The organism is Allobosea sp. (genome assembly GCF_017308015.1).
Lineage (GTDB): Bacteria > Pseudomonadota > Alphaproteobacteria > Rhizobiales > Beijerinckiaceae > Allobosea.
On record NZ_JAFKFW010000026.1, the window covers coordinates 1 to 13840 of the forward strand.

A 13840-nucleotide genomic window follows, 5' to 3' on the forward strand; every position below is an offset into this window, starting at 1 on the left:
TTCGAAACTCTCGTAACCCGGCTGGGCCATCAGCGCTTCGAGCTCGCTGTCCGAACTGCCGAAGGCGACGATACGGGCGAGGTCCGGCGCCTGCGCCTTCGCTCCCTCCAATTCGACGGTGAGACGGTGGTCGCAGAGCGCAAGGGCGATCTTCGCCTTGCGCAAAGGATAGGCGAGTTCGCCCGCCCGCAGCATCGGCATGGTCGCGACGGCGACGCCGCCGGCCTTGATGACGGCGAGATAGGCCGCGACCATCATCGGTGTATTGCCGGCGCGCAGCAGCACGCGGTTGCCGGCGACGATGCCGAGATCGCGGGTCAGCACATTGGCGATGCGGTTCACCTTGTCGGCGAGGTCGGCGTAGCTCCAGTGCAGCTCGCTCGCGACCACGGCCGTGCGTCCGCCGCGCCCTTCCGCGAGATGCTTGTCGAGCAGCTCGGCGACGCAGTTCAGCCGCGCAGCGTAGCTCAGCCCTGCCTCTTCCAGTCTCAGATCGGGCCAGCTTTCGCGCGGCGGCAGGTTGTCCCGCGCAAAACTGTCCTTATGCCCCGATCTCGCGAATCCGGTTGCTGTCATGTCGTTCCCCTGCCTTTTCGGCATGTGCTTTCAGCAGGTCGCGCGCGATCACGACCTTCTGGACCTCGCTCGCACCCTCGTAGATGCGCAGCGCCCTGATCTCCCTGTAGAGTTCCTCCACCTTGACGCCCCTGGTGACGCCGAGTCCGCCATGGATCTGGACGGCCCGGTCGATGACGCGCTGGGCGTTCTCCGTCGCGACGAGCTTGGCGAGCGCCGCTTCGCGGGTGACACGGGGTGCGCCACGGTCCTTGGTCCAGGCGGCGCGATAGACGAGGAGGGCGGCGGCATCGACCTCTGCCGCACTCTCGGCGATGGCCGCCTGCGAGAGCTGGAGATCGCCCAGCGTGCCGCCGAAGAGCTTGCGGGCATTGGCCTGCGCAAGCGTCTCGTGCAGCGCGCGGCGCGCAAAGCCGAGCGCGGCGGCGCCGACGGTCGAGCGGAAGATGTCGAGCGTCGCCATCGCGACCTTGAAGCCGTCGCCCGGCCCTCCGATGCGGTTGTCGAGCGGCACCCGGCAACCCTCGAAGCGCAAGGTCGCCAGCGGGTGCGGCGCGATCACCTCGATGCGTTCGGCGATGGTCAGGCCGGGCGTATCGGCTTCGACCAGGAAGGCGGAGAGCCCGCGCGCGCCCGGCGCCTCGCCGGTGCGAGCGAAGACGATGTAATGATCGGCGATGCCGCCGTTCGAGATCCAGCTCTTCTCGCCGTCGATACGGACATGATCATGGCCGTCCGGCGTTGCGGTGGTCGCCATGGCGGCGACGTCGGAGCCGGCTTCCTTCTCGGAGAGGGCGAAGGCGGCGATGCGCTTGCCGGCCGCAACATCCGGCAGGATACGCTGCTTCATCGTCTCGGAGCCGGCGATCGAGATCGAGCCGGTGCCGAGCCCCTGCATGGCGAAGGCGAAATCGGCGAGCCCGTCATGCGCCGCCAAAATCTCGCGGGCGAGGCAGAGCGTGCGGACATCGAGCTTGTCGGAAAGCCCGCCATAGGCCGCTGGAACGGCGGCCTTCAGGAAGCCGGCCGCGCCCAGCGCCGCGACGCGTGCGCGGCAGGCCTCGTCGACATCGTCATGCGGCAGGTCGGCGAGATGCGAACCGGCCCAGCTGGAAAGCTCGGTTGCAAAGGCGCGATGGCACTCCCCGAAGAATGGCCAGTCCAGCGTGTCGCCGAGGATGTCGAGGCCGGGAGGAGAGGCGCTGCCCATCTCAATTGCCCTCGAAGACCGGCTTCTGCTTCGCGGCGAAGGCGTGATAGGCGCGCGAAAAGTCCTCGGTCTGCATGCAGAGCGCCTGCGCCACGGCCTCGGCCTCGATCGCGCTCTCGACCGACATCGCCCATTCCATCTCGAGCATGCGCTTGGTCATGGCATTGGCGAAGGTCGGCCCGTCAGCCAGTTCGCCGGCAAGGGTCCGGGCCTCGGAAAGCACCGTCTCGGGCGCGCAGAGCCGGTTGAGGAAACCCCAGCGTTCGGCTTCCTCGCCCTTGAGCACGCGGCCGGTATAGAGCAGTTCGGCGGCGCGGCCCTGGCCGATGATGCGTGGCAGCATCGCGCAGGCGCCCATGTCGCAGCCGGCCAGCCCGACGCGGTTGAACAGGAAGGCGATCTTGCTGCCGGCGGTGCCGAGCCTGAGGTCGGACGCCATGGCTACGATGGCGCCGGCGCCGGCGCAGACGCCGTCGATCGCGGCGACGATCGGCTGCGGGCAGGCTCGCATTGCCTTGACCAGCTCGCCGGTCATCCGGGTGAATTTGAGCAGGTCCTTGGTCTCCATCGCGACCAGCGGTCCGATGATCTCCAAGACGTCGCCGCCCGAGGAGAAATTGCCGCCGGCGCCCGTCACGACAATCGCCTTGACCTCCTCCTCCTTCTGCGCCGCCAGGAAGAAATCCGTGAGTTCGCGGTAGCTTGCGAAGGTCAGCGGATTCTTTTTCTCAGGCCGGTTCAGCGTCACCGTCGCGACCTTGCCGGAGACCGAGAGGCCGAAATGCTCCGGGTTGAAGCCCGCCAGCGGCAGGGTCGTGGCATTGGCGATATGGGACATCAGGCATCTCCCCTGGCGGCTTCGCCGATCCGTTCCGCGATGGCGCGGTGCAGCGAGGTCTTGGTCTCTCCGAGCAACCGGAAGAGCTGCGCTATGGCGGGCTGGTCGAGCCCGGCAAAAAGCTCTGCGATCCAGTCCTCGTGGCGCTCGGCCATGGCGCGGAACGCCTTGCGCCCCGGTGCCGTCAGGGTGAGGATCTGCACCCGCCGGTCCTGCGGGGCGGAGCGCTTGTCGACCAGTCCGTCCGTCACGAGTCCGGCGACGACGGCGGTGACGTTGCCGTTCGAGACCATCAGTCGTTGCGAGACTTCGCCGACCGTCATGCCGACCACGCTTTTGTCGAGCTGTGCCATCAGGTCGAAGCGCGGCAGCGTCGTCTTGAACTCCTCGCGCAGCCGGTTGCGGATCTCCGTCTCGATCAGGGTCGAGCAGGTCAGCATCCTGAGCCAGAGGCGCAGTTCGTCCTTGTGGTCGCCGGGGCGCTCGCTCGCCTTGGTCTCGCGATCGAGGATGAGCGAAGTGGAGGGCGTTTCCATTTCAGAACTCCCCGCCATTGACGAGCAATGACTGGCCGGTGACGGCATCGCTGCCCGGTCCGCAGAGGTAGAGCACAGCCGCGGCGACCTCTTCCGGCGCGATCAGGCGGCCCTGCGGGTTGTCCCTGATCATGGCCGCCAGCGCTTCCTCGCGACTCTTGCCCGTCTTGGCCGCGACATTATCGATGCTGGCGGTCGCCATGTCGGTATCGGTGTAAGCAGGACAGACGGCATTGACGGTGACGCCGGAGCGTGCCGTCTCCAGCGCCAGAGACTTCACCAGCCCGACCACGGCATGTTTCGCGGCCGAATAGGCGCTGACATAGGGGTAGCCGCGATGCCCGGCCGTCGAGGCGATGGCGATCAGCCGGCCGCGGTGCCGCTCCAGCATCGCAGGCAGGGCGGCATGGAACAGGTTGACCGTCCCGATCAGGTTGATCTCGAGCATGCGGCGGAAGCGCTCGCCGTCACTGCGCATGAACGGGCCGGTCTCGACCGCTCCCGCATTGGCGATGGCGATGTCGAAGGCCTGTTCGCGTCGGAACTGGCCGAGCGTCGCGGAAACCGCAGCTTCGTCGCGCACGTCGCACGCCGCGCAATCGGCGGCGATGCCGGCGTCGACGGCGTCGCGGAGGGTCGTTTCGTCACGTCCGAGGATGCAGACCCTGGCTCCGGCTGCCGTCAGCGCGGCCGCGATGGCCCGGCCGATGCCGCGTCCGCCGCCCGTTACCAGTGCACGCTGTCCTTGCAGTGTCATGGCCGCCCGACCTCCGGCGGTAAATATATTTTAAGTCTGAAGGAATTTGCAAGCGGTCGGCTGCGGGCGATCTGCTCGGGGAATCTCGCAGTGCGAGATGATCGATAAATGGGAACTTGATCGAGCTTTGTGGCGGGTTTTCGCCGCATTCACCGCAAAATCCTCTTGAGGCCAAAAACATTTTAGGCTTAAAATAATATCCGAAATCGGACCGGCCGGTTCCCGGATGGAGGCGTCGATGCGTATCGCGGTCGTGGGCGGAGGGCCGGCGGGGCTCTATTTCGCGCTCCTGATGAAGCGCGATTGGCCGGAACTGACGGTCGACGTCTTCGAGCGCAATCAGCCCGACGACACCTTCGGCTTCGGCGTCGTCTTCTCCGACCAGACGCTCGACACCTTCAGGACGGCGGATGCGCAGAGCTATGCCGCGATCCGCGACAATTTCGCCTATTGGGACGACATCGAGATCCACTTCAAGCGCGATACCTTCCGCGTGCCCGGCAACGGCTTCTGCGGCTGCTCGCGCCGCTCGCTGCTGATGCTGGTGCAGGCGAGGGCGCGCGAGCTCGGCGTCAACCTGCATTTCGGCGAGGAGATCGCCGATGCCGAGACCCTGAAGCGGGACTACGACCTCGTCGTCGGCGCCGACGGCATCAACAGCCGTATCCGCGAAAACTGGCGCGAGCGCTTCCAGCCGCAGACCGACCTGCGCCCGAACCATTTCACCTGGATGGGCTCGACCCGCCCCTTCGACGCCTTCACCTTCTTCTTCAAGGAGACGGAGCACGGGGTCTTCATCGCCCATTGCTACCAGTACGAGGCGGGCCGTTCGACCTGGGTTCTGGAAACCGACCCCGAGACCTTTGCAAAGGCGGGCCTCGGCGCGATGGACGAAGCGCAGTCGGCTGCCTTTCTGGAGGGCGTCTTCGCCGAGGAATTGCAGGGCCACAAGCTCATCACCAACCGTTCGCTCTGGCGCAATTTTCCGATGATCCGCTGCCGCAACTGGGTGGTCGAAAATGTCGTGCTGATCGGCGACGCCAAGGCGACTGCGCATTTCTCGATCGGCTCCGGCACCAAGCTCGCGATGGAGGATGCCATCGCGCTGCACAGGGCGATCGGGCAGGCGAAGCTCGACGTTGCCGCCGGGTTGAAGCTGTTCGAGACGCAGCGCCGTGAGGAGGTCGAGAAGACCCAGCACGCGGCCGACGTCTCGCTGGTCTGGTTCGAGGAGCTCGGGCGTTTCTGGGATTTCGAGCCGCTGCGCTTCGCCTTCGGCCTGATGACTCGCTCCAAGGCGATCACCTATGACAATCTGGCCCTGCGCGCGCCGGAGATGGTTTCAGCCGTCGACAGGCTCGTCGCCGATGGTCTCGGCGATCTGGCGAAGCGGCGCAAGGACGGCTCGCCCGTGCCGCCGGCTTTCCAGCCCTTCAAGCTGCGCGAGATGCGGGTCGAGAACCGCATGACGCTTTCGCCGATGTGCCAATATTCGGCGGAGGACGGACTCCCCTGCGACTGGCACCTGATGCATTACGGCTCGCGCGCCATCGGCGGCCCCGGCCTGATCTTCACAGAGATGACCTGCGTCGCGCCCGATGCCCGCATCACCCCCGGCTGTACCGGCTTGTGGAATGACGAGCAGGAAGCCGCCTGGACGCGGATCGTCGGCTTCGTGCATGCGAATTCAGCCGCGAGGATCTGCCTCCAGCTCGGCCACGCCGGGCGCAAGGGCGCGACCAGGCTGATGTGGGAGGGCATGGACCAACCGCTGCCGGAAGGCGCCTGGCCGATCGTCTCGGCGTCGCCGCTGCCCTACTACCCGGAAAGCCAGGTGCCGCGCGAGATGACGCGCATCGACATGGACCGGGTGACGGCCGAGTTCGTCGCTGCCGCCGGGCGCGGGGAGCGGGCTGGCTTTGACATGCTGGAGCTGCACTGCGCCCATGGCTATCTGCTGGCGAGCTTCCTCTCGCCGCTGACCAACAAGCGCACCGACGAATACGGCGGCTCGGTCGGGAACCGCCTGCGCTATCCGCTGGAAGTTTTCAGGGCGCTGCGCGAGGCCTGGCCTCGCGAGAAGCCGATGTCGGTGCGTATCTCCGCGACCGATTGGGTCGAAGGCGGCCTCTCGCCTGCTGATTCCGTCGCCATCGCCGAGGCTTTCGCCACTGAGGGCTGCGATCTCGTCGATGTCTCGACCGGCCAGACCGCCCGGGAGTCCCGCCCGGTCTATGGCCGCATGTTCCAGACACCGTTCTCGGACCGCATCCGCAACGAGGCCGAGGTTGCGACCATGTGCGTCGGCAACATCACCACGGCCGATCAGGTCAACACCATCATCGCCGCCGGGCGCGCCGATCTGGTCGCGCTCGGACGCCCGCATCTGGCCGATCCGTCCTTCGTGCTGCGCGCCGCCGCCTGGTACGGCGTCGATACGGACCAGCCGATTCAGTACGCGGCCGGCAAGGATCAGCTCATGCGCAACACCCCGCGAGAGCGGCAGGATCTGGAAGAACTCAAGCTCAAGGCCAAGCCGAGCCGGCATGCTGTGGCGAAATAGGCGGCCTCCCGCCTACTTCCCTTCGGCGTGGCTCCGTCGCCCGGAGGGCGAGACGTCGGGAATGGTCGGCGCCACCGGCTTGCGCTCGCCGAACGGATTGGCCGAGGGCGGGTTGCGCCGCAGGCGGAAGGCGAGATAGGCCGCCGCTGCCGCAGAGAGTACACCGAGATAGGCTAGGAGGCCGTTCGCGCCGACCGCCTGCATGAAGGCGGCGGCAACCAGCGGGCCGATCGCGGAGCCCACCGCCCAGAGGAAGAGCAATTGCGCGGAAAGGCCGAGCGCCCGTTCGCGGCCGAGCCGGAAATAGGCATGCGCCACCGCGACCGTATAGATCGGCATCGCGCCCGCGCCGATCAGGGCGAACAGTCCGAACAGCCAGAAGCGCGTATGGGGAACGGAAAACCAGAGCACGGCTCCCAGCGCCAGCGTGCAGAGCACGACCGAACCGGTGGCGCTCAGCATGATCTTGCGGCTCTCGACCCGGTCCGCCAGCAGGCCGAGCGGCCATTGCAGCACCAGAGCGCCGATCTGGATGCCGGCCGTCAGCAGGATCGCCCATGCCTGGTCGAGCCCGATCAGGATGCCATAGGCCGGGGCGATATTGGTCAGCGCGCCACCCATCAGGCCGACATAGAGGCAGCCGATCACCGAGGCCGGCGCGTATTGCCACATCGTGTTGAGCCGGACCGAGACGACCTCGCCCGATTCCGGTCCCTTGGCGCGGGTCATGCCGACCGGGATCAGCGCGATCGAGAATGTCGCGCTCGCCAGCAGGAAGATGTCGTGTGACTGCAGCGAGACATAGCCGACGCCGATCTGCGAGCCGATCAGCGCCAGGCGGTTGAGGATCTGGTAGAAGCCGAACAGGCGTCCGCGCTGGCCGGCCTTGGCCTGGCCGCTGATCCAGCTCTCGATGCAGATCGCGTGGCCGGCGCCGGCAAAGCCCATCCCGAGACGCGAGATGCCCCAGATATCGAGCGGCGTCAGTGCGAAGCTGATGGTGAAGACCGCCTGCAGGGCGGCGAAGACCGCGAAGGCGCGGATATGGCCCACGCGGCGGATGAACGTGGGGACCACGAAGCAGCCGGCGAGGAAGCCGACCGAATAGGCCGAACCGACGAGGCCGATGAGCAACGGCGCCTTTTGCTCCAGCGCCATCTTCAGCGGCACGACGGTGTTCACGATGGTCGAGGCGATCTGAAGGATCAGCGCCCCGCTGACGATCGCGCCGAGCGCTGCGACGGAACTCGTTTTCGGCTCGGCTGGCTGGCTCACGGCGGTCCCGGCCTCCGGCGCAGGCACGCCGGAATCCTGCGATTCCGGCGGCTGCAACTCCTGCGGTTGCGATGCTTGCGACATATCCGATTCGAAGGCCGGTTTGGGAAAAATGGGCTGGAATTGCAGCCTTGCCGGAAAAGATGGGCCAATCGGGGCAGCCCCCGAAAAATCCTCGTCTTTCTTCTTCCATCCTCCGGACTCGATCGTGCCGCCTTTCGATGGTCATGCATCCCGGCGCCGAAGTCTGCTCCACCGCGCGCGAGCCACGAAAATTTATCGATGCGGTTCACCGGCGATTAACCAAGGCAGCGCCTTATCGATACGGAACGAAGTTTGGGTTCTCCCGGCATGCTCTGTCACTCCGCGACGTGCATCGCGCCTCGGCTTGTCGAAGCGCGTGCGGCGACGCCGTGTCTGTTGCCGCCGGGCGTGGCGTAAGCGTATCGAGAGTGCGGCGGATGACCTATGCGACCTATGTACGGGAAGGTGGCGCGCCTTATGTGCGGCCGCGCCGTCGCCGCAGGCCTTTTCTGAAGGGCCTCCTGATTGCGATCGCCCTGGGCGGCGGTGCGATGTCCGGTTTCTGGATGCTGGGGCAGGGGGCGCCGGGTCCCGATACGGCCAACACTCTTTCCGCGAACGCCCGCAAGGCTTCGGCCACTCGCGTCGCGCAGCAGCAGGCACCGGCCTATAGCGGCCTGCTCGACCCCTCTCTGTCGGGCGGCAAAAGCGCGACCTTCGTTCAGAGCGCTCCGGTCCGCTCGGCGTTCCAGCCGGCTGCTCAATCGCCGTCATCCTCTCTTGTTGCAGCCGCTATCGCCGAGCCCGCCTTGCCGCTGCCGCCGCAGCCACCGGTCACGCTGGCCGAGAAGGCTGCGCCCATGCCGGTGCCGCGCCCCCTCGATCTGCTGCCGAAGGCCGATACGCGGCAAACCCAGCCGCGCGTCGCGCAGCCGACGACGCCGCGCCGCAACCGCACGGCTGCGGTAGCGCCGACACCCGAGGACAATCGCAATTTCTTCGAGAAGCTCTTCGGCGTGCAGAAGCAGGCCGCGCCGGCCGGAACCGCGCTCGCCTATGCCGCGCCGCAGGACGACATTATCGACCGCGGCCGCATCACCCGCTTGAGCCCCTCGGCCGGCACGCCGCCGCGGACCGCCGAGGCCGGCACCGCGATCTACGATATCGCCGCCAAGATGGTCTACATGCCCAATGGCGAGCGGCTGGAGGCCCATTCCGGCTTCGGCGAGATGATGGACGATGTCCGCTACGCCCATGTCCGGATGAAGGGCGTCACCCCGCCGCATACCTACACCCTGACCGAGCGCGAGGCGCTGTTCCATGGCGTACGGGCGATCCGCCTTCACCCGGTCGGCGGCAGCAGCGCGATCTATGGCCGTGCGGGCCTTCTGGCGCATACCTACCTGCTCGGGCCGCGGGGCGACTCGAACGGCTGCATCTCGTTCAAGGACTACGATCGTTTCCTGCAGGCCTTCCTGCGCGGCGAGGTCAAGCGGATCAGGGTGGTCGCGAGCCTCTGAGGGGGATGGAGCGGGGCTCCGATCAGGAGCGATCCAGCACGCGCTCGCAGGCCTATGGCTGCCGCCGCCGACCCGCGATCCGCAGCGCTATCCCGGACGCAGTCAGGACGCAGCCCAACGCGAAGGGCGGGACGAAGACCGTGAGGGCTTCGGTATCCTCCCAGCGAAAGCGGAACCGGGAGAGGCTGCAGCCGCCCGAAGCCAGGCCGCAGGCAAACAGGTTGAGCCCGACCCAGCCCGCGAAGGCCACGAGGCAGAAGACGATCCCGCTGCCCAGAAACAGCCAGCTCGCGAGCCGCACTCACGCCTCTCCGTGAAGCGCGACGCCGTCAGCCGCGCGCGGCCTTCGGCGCCTTCTTCTCTGTTTCGTCCGGCTCGGCTGCCTTCTTGGCTACCGCCTTCTTCGCAGGCGCCTTCTTTGCCGCAGGCTTCTTCGCCGGGGCCTTGGCCGCGCCGCTGGCGGTCTTGGTCTTGCCCTTGGCGCTGCCCTTCGTCGCCGCCTTGGCGTTCACGAGCTCGATCGCCTGTTCGAGCGTGATGCTCTCCGGGGCCATCGTCTTCGGCAGGGTCGCGAAGATCTTGCCCCAGGCCACGTATGGCCCGTAGCGCCCGGCCTTGACCTCCAGAGCGCCGCCGTCGGGATGGTCTCCCAGCGCCCGGCCTGGCGTCGCGGCCGCCCGGCCACCGCGCCCGCCGCCGCTTTCCTTGGCGACGATCAGGTCGATGGCGCGGTTGGCGCCGAGTTCGAGCACGTCGTCGTCCTTGTCGATATTGGCGTAGACCTTGCCGTGCTGGACGTAAGGTCCGAAGCGCCCGATCCCGACGAGGATCGGCTCGCCGCTCTCGGGATGCCGGGCGACCTCACGCGGCAGCGAGAGCAGGGCGAGTGCCTTTTCCAGCGTGACGCCGGCCGGGCTCATGCCCTTGGGCAGGCTGGAGCGCTTCGGCTTCTCGCCCTCGCCGAGCTGGATATAGGGGCCGAACCGGCCGTCGCGCAGCGTGACTTCCAGGTTCGTCACCGGATCGGTGCCGAGGATGCGCACGCCCGGCGTACCCTGGCCGCCCTCGGCCGAGGCCTCGCCATCCGCCGCCGGGACGGAGAGGGGGCGCGTATAGCGGCATTCCGGATAGTTCGAGCAGCCGACGAAGGCGCCGAACTTGCCGAGCTTGAGCGAAAGCTGGCCGTTGCCGCAGGTCGGGCAGACGCGCGGGTCGGAACCATCGGCCTTCTGCGGGAAGATATACTCGCCGAGGATGCCGTTCAGTGCTTCCAGCACATCGCCGACGCGCAGGTCCTTGGTCTCGCCGATCGAGGCCTGGAATTCCTCCCAGAACTCACGCAGCAGCGCCTTCCAGTCGATCTCGGCGTTGGAGACGCGGTCGAGCTTCTCCTCCAGGTTCGCCGTGAAGTCGAACTCGACATAGCGCCTGAAGAAGCTCTCCAGGAACGACGTCACCAGCATGCCCTTGTCCTCGGGCACGAGGCGCTTCTTCTCGATGCGGACATATTCGCGGTCGCGCAGGGTCGACAGCGTCGCGGCATAGGTCGAGGGCCGGCCGATGCCGAGCTCTTCCATGCGCTTGACCAGGCTCGCTTCGGAGAATCGCGGCGGCGGCTCGGTGAAATGCTGGTCGGCGGCAATCGCGCGCTTCTCCAGCGTGTCGCCGGCCTTCATCGCCGGGAGCTTCCTGGAGTCCTCGTCTTCCTCGTCGTCGCGGCTTTCCTGATAGAGCGTCAGGAAGCCGTCGAAGAGCACGACCTGCCCGGAGGCGCGCAGTTCCAGATTGCGGGCGCCGACCTTGGCCGCGATATCGACCGTGGTGCGTTCCATTTCGGCCGATTCCATCTGGCTCGCGATGGTGCGCTTCCAGATCAATTCGTAGAGCTTGGCCTGCTCGGGTTCGAGATGGCGCGCGACCATCGCCGGCAGGCGGCCGAGATCGGTCGGGCGGATGGCTTCGTGGGCCTCCTGCGCGTTCTTGGCCTTGACCATGTATTTGCGCGGCGCATTCGGGACGTATTTCTCGCCGAATTCCTTGCCGATGACGCGGCGCGCCGCGGCGATGGCCGAGCCGTCCATGTCGACGCCGTCGGTACGCATATAAGTGATCAGGCCGACGGTCTCGCCGCCGATATCGACGCCTTCATAGAGCCGTTGCGCGAGCTGCATCGTCCGCGCCGGAGCGAGGCCGAGCTTGCGCGAGGCCTCCTGCTGCAGCGTCGAGGTCTGGAAGGGCGGCTGCGGATGGCGCTTGACCGGCTTGGCCTCGACCTCGGCTACCTTGAAGAGGGCGGTTTCCAGCGCAGCCTTGAAAGCCTTGGCCTCCTCCTCGTTGCCGATATCGAGCCGGGCGATCTTCTTGCCGTCGGCGCCGACGAGGCGGGCCTCGAACGTCTGGCCGGACGTGGTCGCCAGCGTCGCCACCAGCGACCAGTATTCACGGGCCCGGAAGGCCTCGATCTCGCGCTCGCGGTCGCAGACGAGGCGTAGTGCCACCGACTGCACGCGGCCGGCCGAGCGGGCGCCCGGCAGCTTCCGCCACAGTACCGGCGAGAGCGTGAAGCCGACGAGATAGTCGAGCGCCCGGCGGGCCAGATAGGCATCGACCAGCGCCTGGTCGATCGCCCGCGGATTCGCCAGCGCCTTCTGCACCGCGTCCTTGGTGACGGCGTTGAAGGTGACGCGCTCGACGGGAATGCCCTTCAGCACCTTCTTCTGGTTGAGTGCCTCCAGCACATGCCAGGAGATGGCCTCGCCCTCGCGATCCGGGTCGGTTGCGAGGATCAGCTTCTCGGCGCCCTTCACGGCGCGCGCGATCTCGGCGACCTGCTTGGCGCCGCGGCCCTCGATCTCCCATTTCATGGAGAAGTCGTTGTCGGGCTCGACCGAGCCGTCCTTGGCCGGCAGGTCGCGGATATGCCCGAACGAGGCGATGACCTCGTAGTCGGAGCCGAGATATTTATTGATCGTCTTGGCCTTGGCCGGCGACTCGACGACGAGGAGCTTCATGATGTTCGTGTCTCGATGACAGCCCTGATCAGAGCGCGGAGCCGGCCCTCGTGGACGGTCCCGCGACCCGCAAGACCGCTGCGGTTCGGAAGATGCGCGCGAAAGTGGTTCAGCGCGCCCGCCGTGTCAAACCCCGAATGGGCGCTGACGACGATCGCTTGCCCGCTGATGCAGCGGTGAGACATGGGGGCGCTCGCCGGCTTTGCAAGAGCGAGGCCGGAGAAGCACTCTCCGTCTTTCCGGGGCTGTCCGCTCTTGTCATGATCGGGCTTGACCCGACCATCCACGTCTTCCTTCATCGAGAACCGTGCTCAAGACGCGGATGCGTGCCACGGGGCCGAGCATGACGGCGAGGGCGGGGCCTCAGCTTCGCGCCGCCACCAGCCTGTCGATGAAGCTTTCGGTCTGGGCGCCGTTGATCCAGCGCAGCACGGCGACGACATCCTGTTCGGGGTCGACCCAGATCACGTTGCTGCCGGCGCCGAGAGCCGAGAAGGACGCGGCCGGCACGCCCGGACGCGCGGCCAGCCACCAGAGATAGCCGTAGTTCACGAGGGTGGGCGAGGGAGTCAGCATCCGCTTCACCCAGTCGCGCGACAGGATCTGCCGACCGCCCCAGTCGCCCTGCCGGCCGATCAGCAGGCCGAAGCGGGCATGGTCGCGCGCGCCGATGAACAAGCCGCCGCCCCAATGGCCGCCGCCCGGCACCGACTGGATCGAGCGCCCGTCGATCTCCGTGAAGGAGGTGCTGTAGCCCTCCCAGCGCCAGTCAGGCGAGGCGCCGATCGGGCCCATCACCCGTTCGCGCAGCACCTCCGGCAGCGGCCGGCGGAAGCGTTCGAGCAGCGCGTAGCTCAGCACGTTCACCCGCACGTCGTTATATTCATAGAAGCTGCCGGGCGTCCTGAGCTCGCGGCGCTGGCCCTTGCGGCTGTTATCGGCGCCGGGGCCGATCTGGCGGTTGTGGTCGACCTGGTCGGACTTTCCGAAGATCTCGCCCTGCCATTCGCTCGACTGCTGCAGCAGGTGGCGCCAGGTGATCTGGCCGTTATGCGCGCCGGCAAAGACGGGGCCGGACACCGTCTTGCCGACGGGCTCCTCGACGTCCTTGATCAACCCGTCGTCGAAGGCGATGCCGGCGAGCACCGAGAGATAGCTTTTGGCGATCGAGAAGGTCATGTCGGTGCGGGCGGTGTCGCCCCATTCGGCGACGATGCGCCCGCCTTTCAGGATCAGCCCTGCCGGACCGCCGCGCTCGCGCACCGGGCCGACGATCTCGGTCCAGGGGCCACGCTCGTTCCACTCGACATTCCCGACATAGCTGCCGTCCGGATAGTAGAGGCTGCGCGGCCAGGGGCTCTCCTGCTCGCGGGCGAAATCGACCGCGGCCTTCAGCCTGTCGGGGTCGAAGCCGGCCTCGGCGGGCGCGATCGTCTGCCAGAGGGCGCCGTCGGCGGCGGGGACGAAGGCATCGGTCGAGCTGGACAAGGCGGCATCCTCAACGATCGGCGGAAAACCCGATTGGTAGCG

11 protein-coding genes are annotated in these 13840 nt (G+C 67.1%); 2 read left to right on the forward strand and 9 right to left on the reverse strand.

Features of this window, described 5'->3' with window-relative positions:
- The 5 genes from J0I42_RS19180 to J0I42_RS19200 form a co-directional block, all read right to left on the reverse strand.
- A partial coding sequence (locus tag J0I42_RS19180) for an AMP-binding protein (RefSeq protein ID WP_291657147.1) occupies positions 1–576 on the reverse strand: 576 nt, incomplete at its 3' end.
- The gene (locus J0I42_RS19185; protein ID WP_291657148.1) at positions 542–1786 is read right to left on the reverse strand and encodes an acyl-CoA dehydrogenase family protein; all 1245 of its coding nucleotides are present in this window, start codon (positions 1784–1786) and stop codon (positions 542–544) included. The genes J0I42_RS19180 and J0I42_RS19185, both read right to left, overlap by 35 nt.
- 1 nt (position 1787) lies before the next feature.
- Positions 1788–2624 carry an enoyl-CoA hydratase family protein gene (locus J0I42_RS19190; RefSeq protein ID WP_291657149.1) on the reverse strand — a complete coding sequence of 279 codons (837 nt, stop codon included), beginning with the start codon at positions 2622–2624 and terminating at the stop codon, positions 1788–1790.
- A complete protein-coding gene (locus tag J0I42_RS19195; RefSeq protein WP_291657151.1) occupies positions 2624–3160 on the reverse strand; it encodes a MarR family winged helix-turn-helix transcriptional regulator in 537 nt (178 codons plus the stop codon). The genes J0I42_RS19190 and J0I42_RS19195 overlap by 1 nt, the downstream gene beginning before the upstream one ends.
- Before the next feature lies 1 nt (position 3161).
- Positions 3162–3917 carry an SDR family NAD(P)-dependent oxidoreductase gene (locus tag J0I42_RS19200; RefSeq protein WP_291657153.1) on the reverse strand — a complete coding sequence of 252 codons (756 nt, stop codon included), beginning with the start codon at positions 3915–3917 and terminating at the stop codon, positions 3162–3164.
- A gap of 238 nt (positions 3918–4155) precedes the next feature.
- On the opposite strand from J0I42_RS19200, the gene J0I42_RS19205 reads away from it, so the two are divergent.
- Positions 4156–6480 carry a bifunctional salicylyl-CoA 5-hydroxylase/oxidoreductase gene (locus J0I42_RS19205; protein ID WP_291657156.1) on the forward strand — a complete coding sequence of 775 codons (2325 nt, stop codon included), beginning with the start codon at positions 4156–4158 and terminating at the stop codon, positions 6478–6480.
- Positions 6481–6492: 12 nt separating this feature from the next.
- On the opposite strand, the gene J0I42_RS19210 is transcribed toward J0I42_RS19205, so the two are convergent.
- Positions 6493–7755, reverse strand: a complete 1263-nt coding sequence (locus J0I42_RS19210; protein ID WP_291657158.1) for an MFS transporter — start codon at positions 7753–7755, stop codon at positions 6493–6495.
- A gap of 461 nt (positions 7756–8216) precedes the next feature.
- Between J0I42_RS19210 and J0I42_RS19215 the strand changes: the two genes are divergently transcribed.
- On the forward strand, positions 8217–9299 hold the full coding sequence (locus tag J0I42_RS19215; RefSeq protein ID WP_291657160.1) for a tlde1 domain-containing protein: 1083 nt from the start codon (positions 8217–8219) through the stop codon (positions 9297–9299).
- 52 nt (positions 9300–9351) lie between these two features.
- Here the strand turns inward: J0I42_RS19215 and J0I42_RS19220 are convergent, their stop codons facing one another.
- From J0I42_RS19220 to J0I42_RS19230, 3 genes are all read right to left on the reverse strand, one after another.
- Positions 9352–9600, reverse strand: coding sequence for a hypothetical protein (locus J0I42_RS19220; protein ID WP_291657162.1), 249 nt, complete (start codon positions 9598–9600; stop codon positions 9352–9354).
- Between the two features lie 28 nt (positions 9601–9628).
- Complete coding sequence (gene topA, locus J0I42_RS19225; protein ID WP_291657163.1) at positions 9629–12310, reverse strand: type I DNA topoisomerase; 2682 nt, start codon at positions 12308–12310, stop codon at positions 9629–9631.
- A gap of 363 nt (positions 12311–12673) precedes the next feature.
- Positions 12674–13798: a serine hydrolase domain-containing protein gene (locus J0I42_RS19230; RefSeq protein ID WP_291657164.1), complete on the reverse strand. Its 1125-nt coding sequence runs from the start codon at positions 13796–13798 to the stop codon at positions 12674–12676.
- Positions 13799–13840: the final 42 nt, after the last annotated feature.